The organism is Hoylesella nanceiensis DSM 19126 = JCM 15639, from assembly GCF_000379965.1.
Taxonomy (GTDB): domain Bacteria; phylum Bacteroidota; class Bacteroidia; order Bacteroidales; family Bacteroidaceae; genus Prevotella; species Prevotella nanceiensis.
The window spans coordinates 757,286-771,404 of record NZ_KB904327.1 but is presented as its reverse complement, the minus strand read 5'-3'; the positions used below and the strand labels follow the sequence as shown (position 1 = coordinate 771,404).

Genomic DNA, 14,119 nt, shown 5'->3' with positions numbered 1-14,119 from the left:
TTTGAGGGTCGTTGTAGACGACGACGTTGATAGGGTGTAGGTGTAAAGACAGTGATGTCAAAGCCGAGCACTACTAATTGCCCAAAGCTTTCAGACACAGATTATTTTCATCCGTTGTGATTTATTTAATCATACATTTTGCTTGTAGATATGTTATTGATATTATAAAGGTATATCAGGCGGTTATAGCGGTGGTGTTCCACCTCTTCCCATTCCGAACAGAGAAGTTAAGCCCACTTGCGCCGATGGTACTGCAATGCAATGCGGGAGAGTAGGTAGCTGCCTTTTTTTTTAGAGAGAGTTTAGTTGAGTAATCAGTTAAGCTCTCTTTTTTTGTGCTTGTATCAGAAGAGGAGCTTGAAGGCATTAAAAAGGAACATCAAAAACACTTATTGAACACTAAATATCTACGTTCCCATATTATGCTTGTATCAAAAGAGGAGCTTGAAAGCATTAAAGAAATACACAATGAATACTTTTTAAGGTCAGAGAGGAAATATTAGTTGGTTAGGTCTGAATGGACTTAGAGGTTAATGAGTATTTGTTCCCCCAAAGCAGAAGAAGGCCTTTTCTATGCATTTATGGAAACCACTTCAGACCAAAGTCCCAATAGATGACTTATGCAGAGAACCTTGTATAGGCCCACAAACACAAATTATAAAGCATTAAAGGCTTGTCTTAGCGACCAGTAAGGAAATACTTCTTAAATAGAAAAGAATGGCTTAGAGGGGATATCTATACATAAGGAAGAGAGTGTGTATCTTGAAGAAATCTTTCTTTTTATTTAAGATAGATATGTTATTGGGAACTTATCAATTTAAAATATGAGATTAATGTAATAAAAAGTGCTGTAAAACCTTATTATGATTAGGAGTATTTTTGTACATTTGTAAGAGACAAAATAAATAAGACGGTCTTAACTATTAATCTCATGAAAGCAAAAGATGTGCCTTGTGAGAATCTATAACCAAAGAAACAAGTTTATGATAAATACAAAAACTACTCCCATGAAAGCATATATTGCGCCCAGAATCCTTTGTGTTCCTTGTGAATGCATTAATTTAATATGTTCAACGGCTCCGCAAGTGCACAATGAGCATAGTAGAGAACGACAACTTTCTCATCCAGACTTTTTACCAACAACGATTGATAATGAGGGTTTTGAGAGAGAAGACAATAGTTGATATCTGTTTGTTTGGAATTGTATAAGGTATTCTTTCTCTGGTGAAGAAGTAGAAAGATAGCAAGGCATAAGCCAATTAATAGATCGTTTACAGAGATAACATACAAAAAAGTAGATCGTTTTATAGGATTTTGCGATGTAAGGAACGTTCCTAAAGAAATTAATTCTCATATTGCTTTCAAGTAGAATTTAACTCATTTATATATAATCATAAATTAGAAAAAGAAAATGTTAGGAGCAATTATCGGTGATATTATAGGTTCAGTGTATGAAAGAGATAATGTAAAGACAACACATTTCTATCTCTTTACACCTTCTAGTAGGTTTACAGATGATACCGTTATGACGTTAGCCATAGCAAAATGGCTAACAGATTGTCCAAATCACTTTTTTAAAGAGCTTGTAACCACAATGCAAACATTAGGGCGTAATTATCTAAATGTAGGGTATGGTGGGCGATTTTTGCATTGGCTTACAGATTTAAATCCTCAACCTTATGGTAGTTTTGGCAATGGTTCAGCTATGAGAGTAAGTCCAATTGGATTGTATGCAGATACGGTGGAGGACGTGTTAAGACTTTCTAAGCTCTCTGCAGAAGTAACTCACAATCACGTAGACGGAATAAAAGGAGCTCAAGCCATTGCAACTGCCGTCTTTTTAGCTAAACAAGGGGAAAGCAAAGCAGTAATACGCAATTATATAGAAAAGCAATTTGGGTATGACCTTCATGCTCGTATAGAAGATATACGAGCAACTTACACCTTTGATGCATCTTGTCAAGGAAGCGTTCCTCAAGCAATTATCGCATTTTTAGATGGAAATAGTTTTGAAGAAGTTATTCGTCTTGCCATTTCTTTAGGTGGAGATTCTGATACTATCGCTGCAATGGCAGGCAGTATTGCTCAACCTTTCTATAGAGTTCCACAAGATATTTCGGGCTATTGCTATGGCATATTAACTCCAGAGTTGTGAGGTATTCTAAATAATTTTGAAAAATTAGTAGGAATGCAAGAGAAAGATCCTTTCTTCCTTCAAAGATTTATAGAGGCACAAGATAATTCTTTGACTTACAATGTGGCATTAAAAGAGATGCAAGAAGGACGCAAACAAAGCCATTGGATGTGGTATATTTTTCCTCAATTGAAAGGTTTAGGTAGTAGTACAAACTCTTTATATTATGGATTGGTGGATGTAGAAGAAGCCGAAGCCTATCTAGCTCATCCCATTCTTGGTAGTCGTTTGAGAGAAATCACAAAGGCCCTACTGAACCATTGCGGTAAAGATATTACTTTGATAATGGGTGATATAGATGCAATAAAGCTCCGTTCTTCGATGACGTTGTTTGATGTTATCTCTCCAAATGATATTTTCAGTGAGGTGTTAAAAACTTTCTATGAATCTAAGTTAGATAAACAAACCCTGCAAAAACCTAATAAGTAAAGGCAAAAGAAGTATTAAGAGCAATTACCTAATATAAAACTTGAAGCTCTTTTTCTAATAATAGCATAGAAATTAAAATAGAATAGTTTATTTTTATAGTCCAACTACTTTGAGGTCTCTTTATAATTATTTGTCAAGGGACCTTCTTTTAATATAGTAATAAGTTGTTATGCTGATGTAATATTATTGCTTTTAGCTCGTAAAAGGATAGGAATTAGAGAGTAAAAGCACTGCTTTTACAACTGAATAACATACAAATTGAATGGAGTAGGATAGAAAAGTAGTGATACCGAGGGTTTTATTATTGGTGCGCAGATAAGTAAATTTGAAACATTCCTAATGATAATTTGGTCATAGAACATTCCTTAATCCTCAATTACATATATCATCTTACCATTGAAACGTATATCCATAATGCAGTGAACTGGTAGATCTTCAGTCCTTAGCCACCCTTGAAACATGGCTTTTCCCCAGTTATAAGTCTCGTCAATAACTTCAAATTCGCTATTCTTATATTTACTTTGATATGTTTCTAAATCGATACATTGACCTTGAAAATCATCTAACCACCTATTGTTAAATACAAGTATACGAATATCATCAATATCAACCTGTTCAAAAATAATCTGTGCTTTATGGGTTCGCTCTATATTTTCATCATACGAAAAAATATAATTAAAATGCAATATTATATTTCCTTGCTTATATTCAATTCTATTGATGCGTGCATCGTGAAGCGAATACTTGAAATATTCGCCAAAATCTCTAATAACTTTCATCTTTGTTCTAATAAGAAAATAAGTGGTTCAATCAAATCTTTTTTATGAGTTTGAAGATTGTTTCACTATCAATGGTGGCCTTTTTTATGATGTATTTAAGAGTTTTTCTCTCGCCAATATGTGTGATCGACGAGAGAAATATGCTAGCAACAATCCCAATTATATAGACAATTCGCAAAGTCGAGGTTCTTTAGTTGCTCTTTAGTTGCGAAGAAGCTTCCTACACCACAATCACCCCATAAAACTTTGTACTCGTCACCTTCATCGTACGAATCCAGTTGAAATAATATCTCAGTATAATCTGATAAAGACTCGTACATACGTGGGTCGGTTTGTGTAAAATATCCATAGCCTCCAATTTGAGAATATTCTTTGATATCCAGCATTTCATAGACAATTTCAGAAAGATCTTCATCTAACTGCCAGAACTCTTCTATCTTTTTATCAGGGAAATGTGCATTCCACTTTTCTATAAATGCCTCTTCAAAACGAAAATCTGAAACCAACCGCCATTGTTTTTCAAGTTGAAACGACATAGATAAAGGCTCGTCAGTACAGATTGGAGTAATTAATTCACCGTCTTCATTTTCTTTAGGCTTATACATAGTGGTTAACTCTTCCAAATTATAATGTTCTTCAATCGTAGGATAATAAATCACTCGTTTGTTTTCGTCAGAACATGGGTTGTCATAGTTATTCCCCATATCATAATCTCCACCAAAAATCCAAAACTGCATAATTCCTTTTGGAGGATATATGGAGTTCTCGGGCAATTCTTCACAGTTTATCTGTGCCAAGAACATTAGTTGTTCACCTTTGCTATTAGTTGGTATTGTTGCCGATTTAGGCAAATAGAAAAGTCCCCCAACTTTGCTTTGTGTAATCTCTAGAGCTGGAGTGGACGATAACTTTATTCGAATAGCATCAAGTAGTGCTTCTTGTTTAAATTCAGCCACAAAGGCATTCAGTTTCTCTTTCATCATTTTAATTACCTGAAATACTTTAATATTGTTTCTACATAAATGAAAGACTAGGGACGTATACAGAAAAGTCTGTAGATAACAATATCCTAGCTCTCCCAATCAACAGCATCCACTTCTCCTTTTTCATTAAATTTTACGCATAAGATTTGATCACTTTCTTCGGGTAGAATCATGAAATCTATCGTTATTAGCTCGCTATCACCTATCCACAGATTAATGGCAGTCACCGTCATTTTCAAAACAAACTCAACAACGTCATTGGGTAAGTTTGCTTCTTTGCATGCTTCGAGATGATAGTCCATATATTCTCTATCCTCTTTTAAGGTCTCAATCAGTATTTCGGTAGCTCTTTTAATGTTGTCTTTGAAGTTTTCTAAAAAGAGAGCACATTTGTCCAATTCCTCTCTTTTTACTTCCATATCTTCGTCATACCACATTTTTACGTTTATGTCATTTACTTGGCCAGTCCAAATGATTCCTGTATCGTTTGCCTTGTCGAAACATAATTTGCCAAAATACTTGTGATCTAATGTGTTCATAATTTTTTCTTTTAATTTATTCATTAATTGTTATTTGATTCAATATCGATAATATGTTCTCTTTTATGCTTCACATGCTGTTATCAATGTAGCAAGAAAAATGTCTAGAACATTGTTAAATGTCGTGTATTAACTTCTATACAAGTCAGTATATCAACGAGCAATTTCATTATTTATTTTTTTCTTTCTTTCATATTAGAATATACAGAATGGGGTCAATTAAAAAGACAAGAGAACTCAGGAGTTTGTAGAGAGAAGAGTAAATTGAAGTAGGGATTAGCCTCAATAGTTCTGATTCTCTCAAAATATCATTTATTGCTTAGACAACTCCAAGTTTCCTTGATAGTCTAAATTGGCATCTAATCCAAATAGTTTAAATATGATTTCTCTATCTTTGGCATGTTGAGGTGCTCTTAAGTCATTGGTATATCTTTCAAAGAACTTTTTATTAGATTTTTCTTTTATACATTCCTCTAGCCCACCTATGAACAAGCCAAATCCTATTCCCTCATTTCTATAAGCATGCCAATGTTCTTCTTCATGCTTTATATATTCTTCAAGGGGTATTTCTTTATAGATCAAGCCATATTGAAGATAAGCTATATTCCAATCATCATAGCTAATACTCTTACTAATCGATAGATTTGCATCGTTCATGTCGGCATTAGACACAGGTAAATTTCCAATAATGGGATTTTCATTATAATAAATATGATTATCCATTACTGCTTGTCCAGGGAACGAAGAACAGTGTTTTAATTCCTCAATGTCGATGTCCTTTGTATCAGACAATTTGTGATAAACCTTCACAATTAAAGCAGGGCCCATTAGATGTGCTAAGCCATAGTTCTTGTTTTTATGAAATTCTTCCGACTTTCTTCTTTTTGTAACATCAATAATAATTTTTCCAAAGCCATAGTTTCGTCTACCAATTTTAAAGGCAAAAATGTCACCTTCCTTATATTTTTGCTTTTTTCTCTTTTCGTTTTTAAAAGTTTCTAGCTCTCTTAAATCTTCTTCAGTGGTTTCTTTTTTCCACGTTTCAAACCATTTGTCAAAAAGCTTTTTGTATTCTTTGCCCTCAACAGTTGTCCAATAAAAAGTCTTTTGCGTCGTTGAGTTTGCAATTACTATATAGCCATCGTTGTACATAAAGTACATACCAATGCGTGTAAACATCGTAGTTGCCGTATAATTTAGTTTCTTTGGCTTACCTTTTGATGTCTTTGGTAAAACTATTGTTCTGTTTTCTGCTGTTTCTACATACACATCCTCTTCCAAATACAAAAAATGCTGTGATTCAAATTCAGTATGCGTTATCTTTTTTCGAATAATATCTCCATCAAAAAATAAGGTAATATGTTTTATATCCATTCTTTCCCAATGGTCTTCTATTGGCGTAAGTCCTAGATATTTTCTATCCTCATTTCGCAATATGATCTTTATTATATTGTGGTTTCTGTTTTCTGTCTCCATCATTTTTTCTATTCAGCGTGAGTTCAATGAATTATAAGTGATTGTAAATTTGGTGAAGCATGAATTTGAATGAATCTTTAAGGGGTTAATATACAAATAATTACAATCAAAAAACGTGATAATCACCGAGAACAAAGTTACAGAAATATTTGGAATGGAAGATGATTTCTGTAAGTTTTTAATGTAATGAGATTAAAGTATAGACTTAAAAACTACTGATAAGAGAAAATATTAGCGTAATTTCACTATTCTGTTTTTCGCTATTTTAAGGTTTTCTATTTCGAAAAACCATGCAAGCATATTTGCTATCAGCTTCCTAAAGTTGTTTGTTACAATCGCTTAGTAGAATTACTTCTCAACTTTATTATAACATCAGGGGATTTAATGATAATGAGATGCAGGCGTACAATTTTTAGTTAGAATGTAAGACATATCTCGCTACTTATAGAAATATATGATAGAGGTAGAAGAAAGTCTATCATTCAACGGAATAGAGCGCCAATAAAGCAAGGCTAATTATGCTATTTCAGACGAAACGAAGAAAGGCATTAGCGTTCATCAACTGCACAAAGCCTACTATTCTCCTTTGAGATAATAATAAGCTTTGAGGTATTTATTTAGTCGCTCTAAATCATTTTCGGAAAGTTCTTTAAGACGAGTGATGTCCATATTGTCTTCCAAATCATGTATTTTTACAGCCTTTCCGATGCTATTTGCGCTGCATCTTTTAACAAAGTCATCATAATGCTCATTTTCTTGCTTGGTAACTGAAAGAATGGCTTCGACAATATGCTCAGGAAATCCTTCAGAAAGCAAAATTGTTGGTGTTATTTCTGTGTCTTCAATAACGTCATGAAGTAGTGCAACAATTTTTTCTTCGACTGTGTTACATCTTTCAGAAACCCTAATGGGGTGCAAAATATAAGGTTTTCCAGCTTTGTCAGTCTGCTCTTTATGAGCATTGGTAGCGATGTCTAATGCTTTTTTTAGAAGCATATTGTTTGAGAGTATTTCTGTTTGTGCCATAAGATAATTCTAAAATAAAATGATTTTTGTGTCTTGTTTTCGTTTTCTTTCAGTAGTTGTTTAGCTGTTTGTTTACAAAGTTAATTGTTTTCATTTGAAATGAACCAATTCTTAGAATAAAATGAATGAAAATTTCGGTCGCTGTTCCTTGTGAAAATCTAACTTAGCTCGCCTTTAAAGAAGTTTTTCTTGTGTTACTTAAGAGAGAAAATAAATCACAAATAAAAGGAAACAATAAATGATCATGTCTCAAATATTATAGACGAGAAGGGGTTCGATGAATTCTCAGAAGGCAGCTTGAGTATATTTATAAGTATACAAGTGTGAAAAAAAATGTGTTATAGCCTTTATAAAAAGAATTAGGCCATAGTAATCAACTCGTTACTATGACCTAATATCTTGTGTGAAATGCTTTTTCAGAATTGTTTAGTTCGTAAAAGACTTACATAATCTTTTACCATTCTATAGCTTGATCTTCATCTGGTATCTGAGTATTTATTTGTCTTTCTAGGGTAAGTGTTCCATTTACAGACCATTTGAATTCAGAACCTGGTGAAGATGTATAATCAACATAGTTATAATTGATGTTGTTAATAATAACATAACGATGCTTTAGATAGGGCCTGACATCATCTTTTTGCTCGATAATATGGAAAGAGGCCTGCTTATTTACTTTAAATTTTAGATTTGGATTATCTGTATAAAGATCAACAGTACCTTCTTTTACTCCATTAAATTTTGCATAAATTTTATACATAGCACGATCTGTACGATTTTCATCGACATCGCCAGCGTAGAAGAAAATCGTATTTTCATCTACAACATAGCTCCGAATAATTGATTTTGCAGTAGCATTAGCCTCTTCTCCAGTTACGAAAATCTTTAGAGTACTTCCAGAGTAATCACCCGAATAATCGTTGAAAGGGAATATTCGAAGTAAAGCTTTAGCATAGTTTTTGCGAGGATGTGCAGTATAATTATATGTGGCTCCATCTACAATAGTCAGTGGAAGTAACCATTTATGACTCATGTCTATACCATTGAAATTAAATTCAATGTTAGCTAATCCTATGTTTTCCTTAGCTAGAATCTTAATATTCTCTGGAATTGTAGTATAATCTTTGATATCAGTATACCATAATTTAGACTGCTGAAGAAAACGTGCTTCATTAAGAACCTTGAGAGTATCGCTGTCGTGGGCAATGTGTACAGTGATATCTTTGTCGTTAGTTGTAGAACCACTGACAATAATTGGCAATTGGTAAGACGATAAACCGCTTCCTTTTACAAATGTTTTATCAGGATTTCTTCTGCTGTATGGAATATATACATCGGTTACTCCCAACTCTCCGAGAGGAGCTCGGAAGCTGATATATTGTTTATATTGTTCTTCTTTCCATTCATCATTGCAGGAAGTTAATATAAAAACATAACAAAGAAGTAAGGTTATTAATCTTATAATATATCTTGATTTCATATTGATTTAAAATTTAAAGAGTTTTTAATCGTTGTAGGTCCATCCAGGATTTTGAGTAAGACGTGAGTTATGTTTTAGTTCACTATGGCGTATTGGCCAAAAATACATCCGATCAGAGAACGTCATACGTAAATTATTTATGGGGATAATTTGATGAAACTCACTTTTATGATTTGCATCCATCATGATATTACAACCATAAATTTGTTGATTCAGTTCTTTGGGAGCATCTTTCCAACGGCGTAAATCAAAGTATCTTTTTCCTTCGCCCATGAATTCGATCATACGTTCACGTTTTATTTTATCTCTTAATAGATTCTTATTTGAATAAATCTGGGCGTCATAATCAGGTACACCACCACGAATACGTATAGGGTGAATTCCCTTTTGTATTTCTTCAATGTTCCTTTGAATAGTGTAAGTTGTGTTCTTATCCCATGAAGCAATAGAATAAGTTCCCTCAAGCTCATTAAGAGCTTCTGCATAAAGCAAAAGGATATCAGCGTATCTAATAGCTGGTTCTGCTTTATCTTTAATATTTCGATAATCCTCTCTGTCGGGAACATCTGTTTGATTTACATATTTCTTTACACTAATACCAGTACGAAGATAGAACTGAGAATTATTATAGCCGTTACCACTACCTCGATAATAGAATGTTTGTCTGTTATGATGTGTAGGCTCAGGGTCACCAAGGTATTCCCAAACCGATCCATTGTAACCAACAGAAGCATAAAAACGTGGCTCTCTATTAGCGTATTGGAGAGATACATTTGCAGCTAAAGGTTTGTATTTTCCCTGTCGATAATCCTGTAATGTTGTAAAGCCTGTTAAGCGCTCAGTTCCATTTCCTCCATTTAGTTCCCGATCTTTACCTGGACAATCGCTACCATCATTCATATAATAGGCATCGACCATCTTTTGTGTTAAGCCATGTGTGTTCCATCCGCCAAAATCTCGGGGCATAGAATGGCGTGCAAATGATTTCATGCTATGATTAATTTCTGTCGCATTTTGATCAATTCGAGAAAAAATAAGCTCTGTATTATCTTCAGGAGCTATATCACCACTAAATAAAACACGATAAGATTTAAATGGATCGATGTCTTTCCAACCTTTAGGCCAGGTGTTTTGAGCGAAAATGCAAGTCGAATCAGCTGGAACTATTGTTTTGGGATCTCCTACAGCTTCGGTCGTATTGAATGAAGCGTGATAGAGATCATAAACCCCAAGTTCCATAACATCCTTACAAGCGGCAGCTGCTTTTGCCCATTTTTCTTCTTTATAAGTTGAATTTAATAATGCTTTTCCTTTATCATCCACTAATGATTTTGCATAAGTATCATTGTTTCCATTAGCTAAAGGACTAGCTGAATAGATAAGAGCAAGAGCACGAGTTGCAAGACAGGCACCTTTTGTAGGGCGAGCACAATTTTCTCCGTCACGTTTTGTGTACTGGATTTCTTTAGCCGCTTGTATCATTTCATTCGAGATATAATCTACAACCTCTTCATAAGAGTTGCGAGGTATAGCAATTTGTTCGTAACTTTGAGTGTAATCTATTCCTTCATTGGGAACAATAGGAACAGGTCCGTATCTACGGAGGAGTAACCAATAATAATAAGCACGTACAAAACGAGCTTGTCCTTTGTAGTCTAAGCGCTCTTTATCTGTCATTTCTGTATTCATATCTATATTATTAATAAATACAGATGCTTGGTAAATACCTTTATAACACATTGTCCATGCTTGGTTAAAATTGTCTTCATTGTATTGACCTTGCATAAAAGTGTTATAAGAAAGTTCATTCCATTCCTTTGAATCGTAGTTTACATCTCGGTCACCATAATACATGTCGTCTGCAAAAGTGAAAGAGTTGGTCTCTTTTTCTTTACCTACGACATCAGCATTCTCGTTCTTTAAGAAAGAAAATGCATAAGCCAACCATTGTTGACTTCGTTGTTTACTTGTAAAAACCTTATTTATGGTAATTCGATCTTCAAAATATTTGTCAGAGTCTAAATAATCGCTACACGACGAAAAGAGAATTCCTGATCCAAGAAATACTGATATGAGGATAATATTTTTCTTTTTCATAATTTGTAAATAATGTGGTTATAAACTAACTTGAACACCAGCAGTCACTGATTTTGTTATAGGATAAGCCTCGCCTTCGCTACTACCAAGTTCTGGATCCCATAGCTTAAAACTCGACCAAGTAATAAGATTTTGTCCAGAAATATAGAAGCGAACATTCTCAAGGTGAAGTGAACTAAGTAATTGTTTGGGAAGACTATAACCTATATCGATATTTTTTAGACGTAGATAACGTCCATCTCTTAACCAGAATGTAGAGGGTTGCTGGTTGTTATGATTAGTTCCATAGCTTAAACGAGGATAGGTAGCATTAATGTTTTCAGTTTCTTTTGAACCTGAAATGTCAGCTGAAATCCATCTATTATTCGTCATATCTTTGAGAATGTTTCCCCATCTACCTTCACTAAAGGCATAAACAGTTTTTCCACTTAAGCGGAATGTATATTTACCTGCACCTTGAAAATGGAAATTAAAATCGAAACCTTTCCAACTAAAAGATGCACCTAAGCCATAAATTAGATTAGGTATATTGGTTGCCCCTATGGCAACACGGTCGCCATTATCAATAACTCCATCACCATTGATATCCTTGTATTTTATATCACCGGGTTGTACTTTACCCCAAATTTGTTTTGGTGAATTACGAATGTCGTTATAATCTTTAAAAAGACCAAGATCAATTAAGCCTCTTTGTTGCCCAATGCGGTATCCTTTCTCGTATTGATAGGGATAAACATTGTTTTCTTCATCACGTTCTAATATAGTATTTTTATTGTAAGTAATATTTCCTCTGATTGTCCAATTTACGTTTCCGAGATGGTCTTTGTATTGGAAATTACCATCAAAGCCTTTAGAACGAACGGCACCAACATTTGCCCAAGGATTACTTTCTAGTCCTATAATATCTGGAAGGAATCTACGATGCATGAAAATACCAGTTCGTTTTTCGTGGAAATAATCAAAAGTTATAGAGAATCGATTGTTGAATGCAACGAGATCAAAACCAATATCATTCTTTTTAGCTACTTCCCATGTAACATTGGGAGATGCAACTTGTGTGTAATGCATTCCCGTTGTAATGCCACTTGTTAAATTTGATCCCCAACGATATCCGTCATTAGTAAAATCAAGGGTGTATAAATAAGGAAAGCGATGTGCTGCTCCTGTATTATCATTTCCTACTTTACCCCACGAATAGCGTAATTTACACATGTTGATAAAGGGTAAAGCCTTCTTAATAAAAGATTCCTCAGCAATATTCCATGCCAAAGAGAAAGCAGGGAAGAAACCATATCGGTGATGATCTGCAAAGTTTTCAGAACCATTATATCCAAAGTTAAAATCAACAAAGTATCGCAATGCATAATTATAGGTGATTTGTCCTGCAACACTTCGATTCTTTCTACTAACTGAATTCTTAATATCAGAACCTAAGTTTTGTGTTTGAATATATTCATCTTGAGTGAAACGGGTAGTTGCACCAACATTATGGACGTTAGAAAAAGTGCGATTCCAGCGTAGTAATGTTTCTAAAAATTCACGACGGGAACCATCTCCTCCAGATGATTGTGTCATAGGTGATTCTTCAAAGAATTTATCCCAAACGATATTTCCAAGAGCATCTCTGCTATTAGCTCGATACATAGCAGGCCAAAGGCGATGGTGAATGTAGTTACTATTGTAAGTGTCGTAACCAAATCTTCCCGTAAATGTAAGTCCTTTAGTAAGGAAATCAAGTTGTTGTTCTATCGTTATATTTGTTTGTATATTATTATTCCATTCTTGATTATATCCTGTTTGTGTAGCAGAAACCCAAGGATTCATTTGGTAAGTATTGCGTCCGTAGGCAGGGATATAACCATTAGAATAACGCACAGGTGAACTTAGGGCATTAAAACCGAATAATTCTCCCCAGACATACTGATCTCCAAGTCCTGGACTATTGCGTTTATTTAAATTTCCAGATATTCCTAGCTTAAGAATAGTAGTTGGAGTGATATCAATATCCAGGTTCATTCTATAATTCCAACGTTTATAATTGGCATTTGTATTGTATTTTTTTCGTAATGTTTCGTCTGTGTTATACATTCCTTGATCTTCAACATAGGCAAGAGAAGCGAAGTATCGTGCAGTATTACCGCCACCATTTAAATTTATATCTGCACGATAACTAATAGCACCATCTTTTAGAAGAAGATTAGTCCAATCAACGTTAGGATAAAAGTCAGGGTCTAAGCCAGATTTTATCAATTCCAATTCTTCAGGTTGATATTGTGGAGCAAGGTTTCGAGTTATGCGTGCCTCATTAAGGAGAGTTGCATAATTGTATGCATCGACAAATTTAGGGGTGATAGTTCTTGTGTTATAAGAAGTTTCCCCCTTTGCAGTAATATTTATTTTTCCTGCTTTACCATGCTTAGTGGTAATTAAAATGACCCCGTTAGCACCTTTAGAACCATAAATAGCTGTTGCAGATGCATCTTTAAGAACAGAAAAGCTCTCAATATCTTCAATATTTAAATCGTCAATATTAGGGCGTTCAAAACCATCGACTAGTATCATTGCATCGCTACTTGCACCAAAAGTAGATATACCTCGAACCCAGAAACGTGATGTATTTTTACCAGGTTGTCCAGAAGACTGCATAGTAATGATTCCAGGGACATTGCCTGCTAGAGCATTAGTGAAGTTGGATGTTGGATATTTTCTTAGTTTATCAACATCAACATTCGTGATAGCTCCTGTTATTGTTAGTTTCTTTTGTTTGCCAAGTCCTGTTACAACAACTTCATCAACAGCATTTATTTTTTCTTCTTGCATTTTAATGTTGATAATTTTAGTATCTCCTTTCACCAAAATACTTACGGTTTTAAAACCTATATACGAGAAAACTAATGTTTGATATTGTTGTATTTTTATGGAGTATTTACCATTAATATTTGATATAGTTCCTAAACCTTTCTCGTCTTTCACAGTTATACTAACTCCAATAAGAGGCTCTCCTTTATTATCGGTAATCGAACCTGTTATATCTAGTTGGTCTTGAGCCATAGCTATTAATGGCATGCAGCAAGACATTATGAATATAATAAATAGCTTTTTCATTGTTTTAAGGTTGT

Annotated in this window: 10 protein-coding genes and 2 rRNA genes; 4 read left to right on the top strand and 8 right to left on the bottom strand. The window is 34.2% G+C overall.

What is annotated here, in order from left to right:
• The 4 genes from A3GM_RS0103180 to A3GM_RS11735 all read left to right on the top strand — a co-directional run.
• Positions 1–98: ribosomal RNA gene (locus tag A3GM_RS0103180) — 23S ribosomal RNA — on the top strand; the annotation flags it as partial.
• Between the two features lie 77 nt (positions 99–175).
• A 5S ribosomal RNA gene (gene rrf / locus A3GM_RS0103175) occupies positions 176–288 on the top strand.
• Positions 289–1,411: 1,123 nt separating this feature from the next.
• A complete protein-coding gene (locus A3GM_RS11740; RefSeq protein ID WP_018361941.1) occupies positions 1,412–2,155 on the top strand; it encodes an ADP-ribosylglycohydrolase family protein in 744 nt (247 codons plus the stop codon).
• 33 nt (positions 2,156–2,188) lie between these two features.
• Entirely contained in the window at positions 2,189–2,623 is a 435-nt protein-coding gene (locus A3GM_RS11735) for a DUF1810 domain-containing protein (protein ID WP_018361940.1), read from the top strand.
• A 365-nt stretch (positions 2,624–2,988) separates the two neighbouring features.
• Here the strand turns inward: A3GM_RS11735 and A3GM_RS0103155 are convergent, their stop codons facing one another.
• From A3GM_RS0103155 to A3GM_RS0103120, 8 genes are all read right to left on the bottom strand, one after another.
• Positions 2,989–3,402, bottom strand: coding sequence for a hypothetical protein (locus A3GM_RS0103155; RefSeq protein WP_018361939.1), 414 nt, complete (start codon positions 3,400–3,402; stop codon positions 2,989–2,991).
• Positions 3,403–3,545: 143 nt separating this feature from the next.
• A complete protein-coding gene (locus A3GM_RS0103150; RefSeq protein WP_018361938.1) occupies positions 3,546–4,385 on the bottom strand; it encodes a YwqG family protein in 840 nt (279 codons plus the stop codon).
• A gap of 86 nt (positions 4,386–4,471) precedes the next feature.
• Positions 4,472–4,924, bottom strand: coding sequence for a DUF2004 domain-containing protein (locus A3GM_RS0103145; protein ID WP_025829634.1), 453 nt, complete (start codon positions 4,922–4,924; stop codon positions 4,472–4,474).
• A 312-nt stretch (positions 4,925–5,236) separates the two neighbouring features.
• Positions 5,237–6,403 (bottom strand): immunity 26/phosphotriesterase HocA family protein, encoded by a 1,167-nt coding sequence (locus A3GM_RS0103140; RefSeq protein WP_044124329.1) that lies wholly within the window; start codon positions 6,401–6,403, stop codon positions 5,237–5,239.
• A 573-nt stretch (positions 6,404–6,976) separates the two neighbouring features.
• A complete protein-coding gene (locus A3GM_RS0103135) occupies positions 6,977–7,426 on the bottom strand; it encodes an HD domain-containing protein (RefSeq protein WP_018361935.1) in 450 nt (149 codons plus the stop codon).
• A 454-nt stretch (positions 7,427–7,880) separates the two neighbouring features.
• The gene (locus A3GM_RS0103130; protein WP_018361934.1) at positions 7,881–8,903 is read right to left on the bottom strand and encodes a DUF4973 domain-containing protein; all 1,023 of its coding nucleotides are present in this window, start codon (positions 8,901–8,903) and stop codon (positions 7,881–7,883) included.
• 24 nt (positions 8,904–8,927) lie between these two features.
• Positions 8,928–11,000 carry a RagB/SusD family nutrient uptake outer membrane protein gene (locus A3GM_RS0103125; RefSeq protein ID WP_018361933.1) on the bottom strand — a complete coding sequence of 691 codons (2,073 nt, stop codon included), beginning with the start codon at positions 10,998–11,000 and terminating at the stop codon, positions 8,928–8,930.
• A gap of 18 nt (positions 11,001–11,018) precedes the next feature.
• Positions 11,019–14,105, bottom strand: coding sequence for a SusC/RagA family TonB-linked outer membrane protein (locus tag A3GM_RS0103120; protein ID WP_018361932.1), 3,087 nt, complete (start codon positions 14,103–14,105; stop codon positions 11,019–11,021).
• Between the last annotated feature and the right edge of the window lie 14 nt (positions 14,106–14,119).